10 protein-coding genes and 3 pseudogenes are annotated in these 11,301 nt (G+C 69.3%); 6 read left to right on the forward strand and 7 right to left on the reverse strand.

Translation table 11 applies throughout. The features are described 5' to 3' along the window. Positions 1-72: 72 nt before the first annotated feature. Positions 73-1,353 (reverse strand): APC family permease, encoded by a 1,281-nt coding sequence (locus tag ACZ3IC_RS33600; protein ID WP_467422451.1) that lies wholly within the window; start codon positions 1,351-1,353, stop codon positions 73-75. Between the two features lie 349 nt (positions 1,354-1,702). On the opposite strand from ACZ3IC_RS33600, the gene ACZ3IC_RS33605 reads away from it, so the two are divergent. Together ACZ3IC_RS33605 and ACZ3IC_RS33610 are read left to right on the forward strand one after the other, a co-directional pair. Beyond that, positions 1,703-2,218 carry a hypothetical protein gene (locus ACZ3IC_RS33605; RefSeq protein WP_467422452.1) on the forward strand — a complete coding sequence of 172 codons (516 nt, stop codon included), beginning with the start codon at positions 1,703-1,705 and terminating at the stop codon, positions 2,216-2,218. Beyond that, positions 2,215-2,493 (forward strand): hypothetical protein, encoded by a 279-nt coding sequence (locus ACZ3IC_RS33610; protein ID WP_467422453.1) that lies wholly within the window; start codon positions 2,215-2,217, stop codon positions 2,491-2,493. Before ACZ3IC_RS33605 ends, ACZ3IC_RS33610 begins: the two co-directional genes overlap by 4 nt. Before the next feature lie 683 nt (positions 2,494-3,176). On the opposite strand, the gene ACZ3IC_RS33615 is transcribed toward ACZ3IC_RS33610, so the two are convergent. Continuing rightward, positions 3,177-3,530 carry a hypothetical protein gene (locus ACZ3IC_RS33615; RefSeq protein WP_467422454.1) on the reverse strand — a complete coding sequence of 118 codons (354 nt, stop codon included), beginning with the start codon at positions 3,528-3,530 and terminating at the stop codon, positions 3,177-3,179. Positions 3,531-3,584: 54 nt separating this feature from the next. Here ACZ3IC_RS33615 and ACZ3IC_RS33620 point away from each other — a divergent pair, with 54 nt between their 5' ends. Further along, positions 3,585-3,950 carry a hypothetical protein gene (locus tag ACZ3IC_RS33620; RefSeq protein ID WP_467422456.1) on the forward strand — a complete coding sequence of 122 codons (366 nt, stop codon included), beginning with the start codon at positions 3,585-3,587 and terminating at the stop codon, positions 3,948-3,950. A gap of 1,224 nt (positions 3,951-5,174) precedes the next feature. On the opposite strand, the pseudogene ACZ3IC_RS33625 reads toward ACZ3IC_RS33620, so the two are convergent. From ACZ3IC_RS33625 to ACZ3IC_RS33640, 4 genes and pseudogenes are all read right to left on the reverse strand, one after another. Further along, positions 5,175-5,890, reverse strand: a pseudogene (locus tag ACZ3IC_RS33625) (IS6 family transposase). Positions 5,891-5,999: 109 nt separating this feature from the next. Next, complete coding sequence (locus tag ACZ3IC_RS33630) at positions 6,000-6,425, reverse strand: hypothetical protein (protein WP_467422457.1); 426 nt, start codon at positions 6,423-6,425, stop codon at positions 6,000-6,002. A gap of 252 nt (positions 6,426-6,677) precedes the next feature. Beyond that, on the reverse strand, positions 6,678-6,923 hold the full coding sequence (locus tag ACZ3IC_RS33635; RefSeq protein WP_467422458.1) for a type II toxin-antitoxin system RelE family toxin: 246 nt from the start codon (positions 6,921-6,923) through the stop codon (positions 6,678-6,680). Next, positions 6,920-7,186 carry a type II toxin-antitoxin system Phd/YefM family antitoxin gene (locus ACZ3IC_RS33640; RefSeq protein WP_467422459.1) on the reverse strand — a complete coding sequence of 89 codons (267 nt, stop codon included), beginning with the start codon at positions 7,184-7,186 and terminating at the stop codon, positions 6,920-6,922. The genes ACZ3IC_RS33635 and ACZ3IC_RS33640 overlap by 4 nt, the downstream gene beginning before the upstream one ends. A gap of 132 nt (positions 7,187-7,318) precedes the next feature. Between ACZ3IC_RS33640 and tap the strand changes: the two genes are divergently transcribed. Together tap and tpg are read left to right on the forward strand one after the other, a co-directional pair. Next, a complete protein-coding gene (gene tap / locus ACZ3IC_RS33645; RefSeq protein WP_467422460.1) occupies positions 7,319-9,568 on the forward strand; it encodes a telomere-associated protein Tap in 2,250 nt (749 codons plus the stop codon). Positions 9,569-9,574: 6 nt separating this feature from the next. Beyond that, a pseudogene (gene tpg, locus ACZ3IC_RS33650) lies at positions 9,575-10,133 on the forward strand (telomere-protecting terminal protein Tpg). Between the two features lie 505 nt (positions 10,134-10,638). Here the strand turns inward: tpg and ACZ3IC_RS33655 are convergent. Next, on the reverse strand, positions 10,639-10,860 hold the full coding sequence (locus ACZ3IC_RS33655; protein WP_467422461.1) for a hypothetical protein: 222 nt from the start codon (positions 10,858-10,860) through the stop codon (positions 10,639-10,641). Positions 10,861-11,065: 205 nt separating this feature from the next. On the opposite strand from ACZ3IC_RS33655, the pseudogene ACZ3IC_RS33660 reads away from it, so the two are divergent. Beyond that, positions 11,066-11,301: pseudogene (locus ACZ3IC_RS33660) on the forward strand (IS6 family transposase); the annotation flags it as partial.

Consider the following 11,301-nt stretch of genomic DNA (forward strand, 5'->3'; position numbering starts at 1 on the left):
GAAGCCTCAAGAACTCCCATCATCGCAGGTCACAAGGCACTTCCTTATTTCTCGAAGAGTCATCCACAGCCATCAGATCGGTGGATCGAGGCTAAGTGTCCTGGCCTTCCGCAGGCCGTAGATGGCAGCCCCGAGGATGAGGACTGCGGCGCCGGAGATGACGGTGCTCAGCGGCAGGGCGAAGGCGAGGACCGCGCAGCCGGCCAGGCCGATGACGGGGACGAGGCGGTTCGGCCGGCCCTCTTCCTCGGTGAGAGTCCAGGCGGAGGCGTTGGCGATGGCGTAGTAGGCCAGGACGCCGAAGGAAGAGAAGCCGATCGCCCCGCGTACGTCGGTGGTCGCGGCGAGCAGGGCGACGACGGCGCCTACAGCCAGCTCGGCGCGGTGCGGGACACCGAAGCGGGGGTGGACGGCGGCCAAGGTGTGCGGCAGGTGCCGGTCGCGGGCCATGGCTAGGGTGGTGCGGGAGACCCCGAGGATAAGAGCGAGCAGCGAGCCGAGCGCGGCGACGGCGCCGCCCACGCGGACGACGGGCACCAGCCAGCCGGCGCCCGCGGCCCGTACGGCGTCCGACAGCGGGGCGGTTGCGTCCGCCAGCCGGCTGGGGCCCAGCACGGTCAGGACGGCGATGGCGACAAGGGCGTAGACGGCGAGCGTGATGCCGAGCGCGATCGGAATGGCGCGCGGGATGGTGCGGGCGGGGTCGCGGACTTCCTCACCGAGGGTGGCGATGCGGGCGTAGCCGGCGAAGGCGAAGAACAGCAGGCCCGCCGCCTGGAGCACCCCGCCGACGGTGGCGTCCGAGCCGATGTCCAGCCGCGCAGTGTCCGCGCCGACGGAGGTCAGGGCGGCGACGACCACGGCGGCGAGCACAGCCAGGACGACCGCGACGATGATGCGGGTGAGGAGCGCGGACTTCTGCACCCCGGCGTAGTTGACCGCGGTCAGTGCCACCACGGCGGCCACGGCCACCGCGTGCGCCTGGCCCGGCCACAGGTATGCGCCGACCGTGAGGGCCATGGCCGCGCAGGAGGCGGTCTTGCCAACGATGAACGCCCAGCCGGCGAGGTAGCCCCAGAAGGCGCCCAGGCGTTCGCGGCCGTAGACGTAGGTGCCGCCGGACTGGGGATAGAGGGCGGCCAGCCGTGCCGAGGACGTCGCGTTGCAGTAGGCCACGACCGCGGCCAGTGCCAGGCCCAGCAGCAGACCGGAGCCCGCAGCCCTGGCCGCCGGGCCGAGGGCGGCGAAGATCCCGGCTCCGATCATGGAGCCCAGACCGATGACCACCGCGTCGGACACGCCCAGTCGGCGCTTCATCGCGCCCGCGCCCGTCGGGGCTCCCACCGTGTTCATCACTCACTCCTTCGCGCACCGGTCTTCGAACTCGGCGCACCGTAGCTGAGGAAGATGTCGGGCTGGGGCCGTCGCAGGGGCGTCAGTGGTCGGCGACACGGGAAGTGTCAATGGCCGCGGCTCCGTGCGGAGACCAGCAACCCGACGTTCCGGGACTCCAAGACCAAGATCAAGTGCTTGGCGACAACGGCTTGACCGATGGTTCAGTACGCCAGTCCAAGGCCGTCAAGCGCCAGAGAGCAACACCGCTGTTGCTGGTGCTGACCGTCATACCGACTCTCTCACCAGGACGAACAACCTCAGCTTCCGCGTGTGGAGAGCACACCGCACTGGCGGGATAACAGCGGGGATGGTTCCCCAGCTGGTGGCCGTCGCCGACCCGTTCGGTGTGCCGGTCGGGTCGGGCAGCGGCTTCAACGGGCTGCCAGCGAAACGGGGAGCCGCGCTGCGTGCAGCCGCTGACGGACACCGCGCGGTGCGGATTCTTGTCGTCTCAGACTGGGACCCGAGCGAGGTCCACCTGTTCTCCGCGCTGGCCGAGGATGTCACCGCGTTCGCCGCCGTGGACACGCCGGGAACGGAGGTGGTCTTCGAGCGCCTGGCGGTGACCGAGCAGCAGATCGCCGACCACCAGCTGCCCACCGCGCCGCCCAAGGCCAGTGACCGCCGCTCGTTCAGCGGCACCTCCACCACCCAGGCCGAGGCCGTGGCGCCCGACGTCCTCGCCGCCGTGCTGAAGGCCGCGATCACCGGGCCTCGTACGCAAAAGACCCGCGCTGCACCGCCATGGCCGACGCCCTGGTGCCCCTGCTGCGCCGCAGCTGCCCGGAAGGCGCCGGCGGATACGGCGGCTCGTACCAGGTGAACCTCGATGACGAAGAAGCCGTCGGGCTGGGCGGGGTGGAACTGATCCGGGCGGCGATGCGCAAGGCGGCCCGGCAGCTGGGCTGGAAGGCCACCACGATCGGGATGATCGGCACCCGCCACGGGACCATGGTCGTCATCTCGGACACCCGCGAGGTGCCCGAGGAACACAGCACCGTGATCAACGCCGCGATGAACGACCGGATGCGCGCCGCGCTGCACAAGGTGTGGGACGAACCGGGCCCGCGCCCGTGCAGCGCGACTCGGTCACCTTGATGACGCAGGAGTTCCGTGCGGCCGTCTCGGTGAGCAGCGCCTGACCCGACGACGTGCCGGGTTCCGGCGGCACCGCGTGAGGTGGCTAGTTCATGCGGCGCCCCTGGGTGAGGCCAGAGGCGGTGTTCTCGACCCACAAGATCGCCCAGTCCACCCCTGCGTTGAACTCTGCGGCTGTGAAACCGCCATCCCTCAGATCCCAGACGACCGCCAGCGTGGCCCGGCGTCGTCCAGGACGAAGCCAACCACGGTGATGTCCCGTGCCGGCGGCGCCACTCGCGCAGAGCCCGGAAGATCACTCTGAAGAGCGACGTCGGGCCACCCCGCAGCCCGAGGATGACCGGCCCCACCGATGCCCAGGTAATGGCGTGGATGACCGCACCATGCGGCACGGGCTGCGCTGGGGGAGCGCACAGCCGGTCCCGGTCTGCGGTGATGCTCCGGAACGGGGTCCGTGGGCTCCCGTGTTGCACCTCGCGTTGCAGGCCCGCGCCACATCCGGGACGCGCAGCTGACCATCGGGGCTGACGTCGGGGCGCCTGGCAGGGCGCCATGCAGGGCGTTCACGAGGGCGTTCACCGAGTTTTTCGAATGGAATCAGCCTTACCCCTCCACCTCGTCCTGTTGGTCGTGGCGGGAGGAAAGTTCTGCGCCACGGGCAAGGATCTTCTGTTCCAGGGCGCTCATTTCGGCGGGGGTGTACTCGCGTTCCTGGACGACGGCCCAGCCAATCGCTCCGTCGCCAACTGCGGTGGTGATCCGGGGTTCGGCGGTGTCGGGCGGGCCAGTGCGTGACGGCCCTGGTGGACGATGACGCTGTTGCGGGTGATCGTGAGCCGGTCTGGGCCGGCCTCCATCCACGGAGTCTCGACCGGGTCGGCCCCATACAGCTCGGGCGGACCGGCATACCAGCCTCCTTCAGCCCCCTCGGGCGCGATGCCCACCAGGCGCAGCTCCATGCCGTCCGCGCCGCCCCCGACGACTTCGTACAGCTCCGTCGTGCGCGGGGCGTGCTCGGTGGCCTCCAGCGTGAGCATCAGCCGGTCACCGGTAGTGTGGGTGCCCTGGCCGAGATCTGGGAGGGACGGGGCATGGAGGCAGCCACCGCACGGTTCATTGAGGAGTCCACGGCTCTGCCGCCGGCGGCGCTCGCAGCGTTGTACGAGGACTCCCTTGACCGCTGGAGCCGGGGCGGCCGCGATGCCAGCCGTGCGACCAGGGTCTCCGCGTCTGAGAACTCCGCGATCGAACGTGCCGTCCGCACCGCTCTCCTCCGCCGCACCCACGAACTGGACGCCTTCCGCCCGCACCTCTGCTTCGACATCAAACCCGCCTGCTCGATCGCCGCGCGCGCTGTCTGCAAGCGTACGAAACTGACGGAGGAGCAGTACCGGGTGCTGCTGGACCCGTTCGCGGCGGCAGGGGTCACGGTCCCAGGGGTGAGTACCGAGACCTAGGGCGTGTCTCTTTGACTTCACGTTGATCGGGCCACGTGCAAGGGTGGTGGCCATGCCGCAGCTTGGTCGCCACCTCCGGCCCCTCAGGTTCACGCTCGGGCTTGCCCAGACGAACTTCACGGCATGCCTGCAGACAGGCGCCCCGGCTCTGTGGCACGCCTTGACGGCGGACAAGGTGACGCTCTGCGGCATCCCTCAGCGCCAAGTGACGGTTTATCGGCATCTGTTCGTCGCGAAGAAGTCCGGGACGTGCTCGGGCTGCCGGGCTAAGCCTTGATCCACCGATCCGGCGTCTGTGGATAACTCTTCTTGAAACGAGGAAGTGCCTCGTGACCTGCGATGATGGGAGTTCTTCAGGCTTCCAGCACGCACGATCAGCAAGGCACTTCCGAGATGCAAGTTTCCCATACGCCGGCGGCGGTCTCCGCTGTGTTCGATGACCGAACTCGCCGGTCTTCTGGGAGTACGTCGACGAGGGCTGAACCCTGAGAGGACACCGCCACCGCGGGCATCAGCGTGCAGTCCACCGGTGGCGGCGACGCCGCCCGTGGAACCGCCCGGGGAACGTCGACGACCAAGTAGTGGGGCTGCGCGAGCCCCAGGAACATCAACAAGCCGCCGCTGGCGGACCAAGGAGCCACGATTTTGCGGTGCCCGGCCCAGGAGCAGGAGTGAGACATGCGTTGCGTTAACTGTGGACAAGAGACTGAGTATGAACACGCGCCCCCCATGGGGGACTCACCGGAGATAGGGTTGGTACACGTCAGCAGCGGTATGATGGCCTGTTTCCCGGAGCGTGGTCCGGCAAGCCCGATTGTCAAAGCTCCGGTGCCACCGCACCTCCGCCACCTTCTGGAGCAGGGACCGCGGTTGCCTCCTCCGCTACCACCCGGATTCCTGATCGAGGAGGACGAGCCCGGTTCGGGGGCGTGCAGTCCAACGGCACTGTGACGTCCGTGTCACGCGGGCTGCCCCAGCCGTCGGAGCCCTGTCCGACCCGGACCGTAGCCTGTCCGCTGTCCGCACGACACAGGAGGTACGCCCCGTGGATCCCACGACCGCCCGCCACATCAGGTCCGCCACGGCCCTGCCGGCGACGCGCTCGCTATATTGAACCAGGCTTCCTCCGCCGGTGACACCAGGGCGGGGCGCTGTCACGTTGTTGGGTGTGTGAGTGTCTGATGGCGCGTCGGGGCGTGGTGGGCTTGCGCTTCGGGCCTGTGGTCAGGCCGTGGTGGGCCGGCCGGCAGCGCCGGTGATCTGGTCCCAGATCGCGAAGCGGACGGTCATCTCGGCTCGGTGGTCGGAGGCTGTCATCAGGTGGCGGTGAGGGCGGAAGTGGGGTGAGATGCCGCTGACGCGGCCAGGAACTGCTGGGCCCCGCCGGCGGAGCGGAAGCCTTTCATCGCGCGTTCACGCTGCCGGGTGGGCTGGTGGCTGTTCTCGGCCCGGTTGTTCAGGCCCTTGTGTGAGCGGTGCTCGACGGAGGGCATGACCTCGTGGTGGGCGGCGCCGTAGGAGCGCAGCTTGTCGGTGACCACCACCCGCGGCACCGAGCGGGTCTTCTTGAGCAGTGTGCGGAAGAACCGCCGGGCCGCGGCCTTGTTCCGGCGGTTCTGGACCAGGATGTCGAGCACGTTGCCGTCGGCGTCGACGGCCCGCCACAGATACTTCCGCTCTCCGTTGATCTTGATGAAGACCTCGTCCAGGTGCCACTTGTCCCCGGGCCGCGGCCGACGGCGGCGCAGTCCGTTCGCGTAGGCCTGGCCGAACTTCATACACCAGCGGCGGACCGTCTCGTAGGAGACGATCACACCGCGCTCGAGCATCAGCTCCTCCACCTCGCGGAACGACAGCGGGAAGCGGAAGTACAGCCACACACAGTGGGAGATCACCTCGACCGGGTACCGGTGCCCCCTGTACGACGGCGCACTGTCCACGGACGGTCCCCCTCCACCATGACCAACCCGAAGATCATCCCACCCGGCAAGCCAACGTGACAGCACCCTTGGGCGTGATCGCACCGGATGACACCATTGGCCAGGTAGGTCACTCCTCCCAATCCAACGTGAACTCGCCGGTGGCGCTGTCGCGAGTGGCGTGGCAGTGGCCAGGTGCCAGAGAGAACTCCGCTTCGGCCCAGCCGGCGATCGCCGGCGCGAGGGCCACCTCTGCGTAATCGACCTCAAAGATCTCCAGCGCTCGGACTGCGATCAGGATGTAAGGGCTGCCTTCGACGAGTTCGATGTCGCCAGATACCTTGCCCAGGCCGAGTCGCAGCGTGGCGACTTCACGCTCGGTGAGTGTCAGCCGACTGCCGTAGTAGGCGTTGTTGACCTCGGAAGCGTCTAGCCAGACCCGGTCGCTGACGGGGGCGCCGGCAGTTGGCGGGACCGCCAGCCGGATGGCTTCGGCTGCGATCCCGAGAAACAGTCCGAAGCCACTCTTCTGCACCTTGTAGCGATAGGTTCGCATCGGATCTCATTCGTGTCGTGAGTCGCGGCGCCGGTCACCGGACGCGATTTCGTGGTAGCGGTGGCTTGTTCTGCGGCTGATCTCGGCGGCGTAGGTGGCCCAGTCGCCCGCGGAGAGGCGTTGCCAGGCGACGGCGACGTCGGTGTGGATGCCCAGAGTGCGGGCGAGGATCGCGGCCGGGATCTCGGTGGCGAGCTGGAAGAGCGCGGTGCTGCGGGCCTGATTGGGCCGGATCCCGAGCTGGTTCAGGCTTCAGCGCAGGCGTCCGAGGTGGATGACGCCGACGCGGACCTGCTGGTCGCTGATCTCGTACAGCACGCGGTAGGCCCCGACATGGATGCGGAGGATGTCGGAGCTGCCGAAGGCGCCCTCGGGCCGGGGATCATCGGCGAGGCGGTCGATGGCGGTGAACACCTGCCGCACCCCGTCGGGGTCGTCCTTGGCGAACCGCTCCGCCTGGACAAGGGCCTCAGGCTCCCAGATGACCTCGTAGCTCACCCCTCAGCTCCGCCGAACACACGGCGGTATGCCTCCTCGTGCGGCACGCCGATGCTCTGGCCGTGCTCTTGGCGTGCGCGGTAGGCGGCCAGCGCCCGCAGTTCCTGCAATTCGAGGGCGTCGGCCGGGCTGACCAGTATCGCAATGGTCTGGCCGTGATCGGTGATGGCGGCTGGTTCCCGGGTCGCGCTGACCTCGCGGGCGATGGCGCCCAGGCGGGCGCGGGCCTCCACGATCGAGTAGGCGATGCTCTCCGTCGTCATGCACACCACCTTACGGAAGTGCGCACTTTGACGCGCCGGGCGATCCCCATCCAATGTTCGTACGCCATTCGTACGCCAAACGTACGCGATGCATACGATTCATGGGGTAGGGTGTTGGTCAGGAGGTGTTCCATGTCTGAGTTGTTCGACGCGGTCGACGCTCTGCTCGCGTCCCGTGCCGCGCTGCCGCCGCCGGTGGAGCGCAAGCGGCTGCGTGCCGCGCACGGCCTGACGATTGACGAGGTGGCAGGCGCGCTGAAGGTGCGCCGGGCGACGGTGTCCGGGTGGGAGTCCGGCAAGACCGAGCCCCGCCCGCCGGAGCGGGACGCGTACGCCCGGCTGCTGGACAAGCTTGCGGAGCTCTACCCCACCCCTGTCGACGCGGCCGTGCCCGTTCAGGACGCTGCGGTGCCGGCCACGTTCACCGCCGCGCCCGCCCCGGCGGAAGCGCCGACTCTGTCCACAGGCCCGGCACCCGAGGCTGCGGTCATGACTGCATCCGAGAACACCCAGACCAGTTCCGCCCCCGCCCCTGTCGCCGCTGCTCCGGCAGCAGCGCCGCGTCCGGCGCGCACCACCAGGCCGTCGTCGACGTCGCGCCGTCCGGGCGCGAAGAAGGCGGCCCCGGCCGCCACCCCGGCGGGCGGCACCGACCCGCGGTTCGAGAACGGCCCGCTGGCGGTCGTCGACGTCGAGGACGGGAAGGTGCTGGCGTACTGCCCCGGCGGCCTGGTCCTGGACGTGCCCGCCAAGTCCCTGCCGTCCCTGGTGGACTGGACGCTCAAGGAGGCGCAGCTCGGGCAGCCGAAGCTGTCCGGTCCGGGCAAGCCGGCCGACCCGCTGCTCGTGCTCACTGAGGCTGCGCTGGAGCGCTACGGCCTCCCGGTCGCTCTCACGGAGGAGGAGCGGCTGGCCGGGCGGTTGCCGGAGGGCCACAAGGTCATCAAGCAACTGGTCCGCGCGGAGTGGAAGCTGACGAAGCGTGGGTTCGGGCCGTGGGCGCGGATCTACCGCCCCGCCACAGGCTCGGAGCGGGCTTGCGTGCAGCTGTGCATCCCGTCGTGGCAGGCGCTGGACACCCGGCACTGGGGCGAGGCTGGGGAGCTGCCGCCGGCGGAACTCGCCCGGGTCCTGGGCGTGTACGCGTCCCGGGTGATGACGCAGCGCGGCTCCACCGCCGTGACCGGCCTGGAGCTGATGACCACGCTGCACCCGGCGACCCGGGCCTCCGAGCCGGACGCCGACGGCAAGCGGCACTCCGAGCACAACCCCGGCTCGCTGGGGAAGGACCCGGTCGATTGCGCGCCGTGCGAGGCCCCGGACGGGCACCCGCTCCTCAAAGATCTGCCGCGCTTCCACGTCCGCGGCCCGTCGGAGAAGCTGTTCGAGGAGGCGTACGACTGGGCACGCCCGCTCACCGACGCCGAATGCCTCCGCCGGAACCTGGTGGGCATCGACGTGAACATGGCGTTCGCCGCCGGGGCGAACGGGTTGATCGTCGGCCTCGGCGCGCCGACCCACGTCAAGCAGCCGGTGTTCGACCCGAAGCTCCCGGGAAGCTGGCTGGTGGACCTGTCGCACGTCGACCTGTCCCGGGTGAAGGTCGGCAAGGACAAGTGGGCGGAGCTGGACGCCAGCCTGCTGCCCAGCCCGTTCACGCCGAAGGGCGAGCGCCCCGAGGGTCCTGCCTGGTACGCGACGCCGACCGTCGCCTACGCGGTGGAGCTCGGCTACGACGTCGCGCCGCTCGAGGCATACGTCCGGTACGAGAACGGCCGCTACCTCGACGGCTGGTACAACCGGCTGCGCGACGCCTACCTCGCGACGATGGCCGACCTCGGTGTCGACGCGGATCTGTCGCCGGCCGACTTCCTGGCGGCGATGAACGGCTACCGGCAGCGCGACCCGGAGCTGGCGATCGTGGTGTCCGCCGTCAAGGCGACGGTGAAGGGCGGCCTGGGGAAGCTGCGCGAGCGCCCGCGGGGCGAGGGTTGGCGGCCCGGCGAGCCGTGGCGGGCGCTGTCCCGGCCGACGTGGCGCCCGGACATCCGCGCCGCGATCATCTCCCGCACGCGCATCAACATGCACCGCAAGATCCTCAAGCACGCCGCCTTCACCGGCCAGTACCCCGTCGCCATCCTCTCCGACTGCGCCGTGTACGCGGCCGACGGCGAGAGCCCGCTCGACTTCCTGCCCTACCGGGAGGGCAAGCCGCTCCCGGGCGGCTTCAAGCTCGGCGTGAACCCGGGCCTGGTGAAGCACGAGGGCACCCAGTCCACGCTGTGGGGCGAGGGCGTGAGGGAGCAGTTCAACGCCCCGGAGCTCAACCTCGCCCGGTACATCAAGGACGGCACCGTCACCGACAAGGACAACGGAGAGTAGGCAGGCATGAGCATGTTCGGGGACGGCCTGGACCAGGCGGTGCAGAAGGCGTTCACCCGCCCGATCCCGAAGTCGGCCGGCGCGCAGATGCGGTACCTGGTCAAACAGTACAAGGGCACCAGGGCGGTCGCCCAGATGCTGCGGGTGTCCCAGCGCACCGTGGAGCGGTACTTGAAGGACCAGATCAAGAAGCCCCGCCCGGACCTCGCCGCACGCATAGAGCGCGAGGTGAAGGCCCGGTGGCAGCCGCAGATCCGGGCCAAGGCCCGGCAGAAGGCGGCGAGCACCGGCGGCATCGTCATCGACACCCGCGCCCGCCTCGGCTACACCGCGCCGATCGGGTCGACGGACCAGGACCGGATCCGGCACCTCACGGTGGCGCTGCCGCCGCAGTACGCCGCCCGCCTCTTCGACGCCCAGGAGCAGGGCGCCAGCGACCGGGAGCTGCGGGAGATCGCCGCCGAAGCGCTCAAAGAAGTGTACTTCCAGGACGGCGGCCGCCGCGAGCGGCTCCCTGGAGGAGGTCCGCTTCACGGACATCGAGCACCTGGAGTTCGACCTGTAGAGACCGCGCCCCGAACTGAGTGCTTCACTTGGCGAGTGAGTGGTTGAGTTGGCGGGCTGGGCGTTTGTGTCGAGCTTTGGAACGAAACGAAGTTGGAAGGGCCCGGCCTGCCGGCGAATTCCAGGGGTCGTTGCAACACGTGATCACCGACGTGTGGTGGCGAGCAGTTTAGACAGGCGCTCGGCTGGGGTTTCCCAGCCGAGCGTCTTGCGTGGGCGGCTGTTGAGTTCGGCAGCGACTGCGTCGAGGTGGTCCCGGGTGTGGCCGGACAGGCTGCTGCCCTAGAGACTGCCCGATTCGCGACCAGCGTACGGGCCCCAATCTCTCGCCCCATGGCAGCTCCAGCCCAAAGCCGCTCCCGCCGACCTCATCGGGCCCGTGTGCGATCGTCACGCCTCCCAGGTACGTTGAGCCGTCAGCCGAGGGAGAACGCTCGCGAGGGAGTCGCCCCGCAACGCGTGGCTGCGGGGCGCCGATCCACTTTCGCAACGGGTCCTAGTGGGGTTTAGTCGACCGTCTGCCCGTCGTACATACCGCCCCTGCAGGTCGGGAGCACGGGCGTCGACCGATCGATCGTTCCGCCGCCGTCCGTGCACTCACCCGGGGTGACGCTGGCCGGGGTGACGCTGCCGGCGGTGGCGGTGGCGGCGGTGGCGGCGCCTGTGAGGCCGAGTCCGGCGAGGGCTGCCGTGGCGAAGACTGCGGCGAGGATTCGTCGAATGCGCATTTGGTTCGCCTTTCACAGATTGCCTCGGTTGGGGCACTAGCCAGCTTGATCTTCACCCATGTGGGTGGCACGTCATGTTGGGCCATTCGGGTGACAGTGTTGTCGGGTGCGGGGTCGGTGACGCGACCCGTCAGAGCGGCACTGTCACGTTGGCTGGCCGGGTGGGATGATCTTCTGGTTGGTCGTGCCGGGGAGGGATTCGTTCGTGTCGTCCGCGTCGCCGTCGTACAAGGGCCACCGGTACCCGGTGGAGGTGATCGCGCACGCGGTATGGCTGTACTTCCGCTTCCCGCTGTCCTTCCGCGAGGTCGAGGAGCTGATGCTCGAGCGCGGCGTGATCGTCTCCTACGAGACCATCCGCCGCTGGTCCGCCAAGTTCGGCCAGGCCTACGCGGACGGACTGCGCCGCCGTCGGCCACGGCCCGGGGACAAGTGGCACCT

Source organism: Streptomyces sp. NPDC002958 (assembly GCF_055563255.1).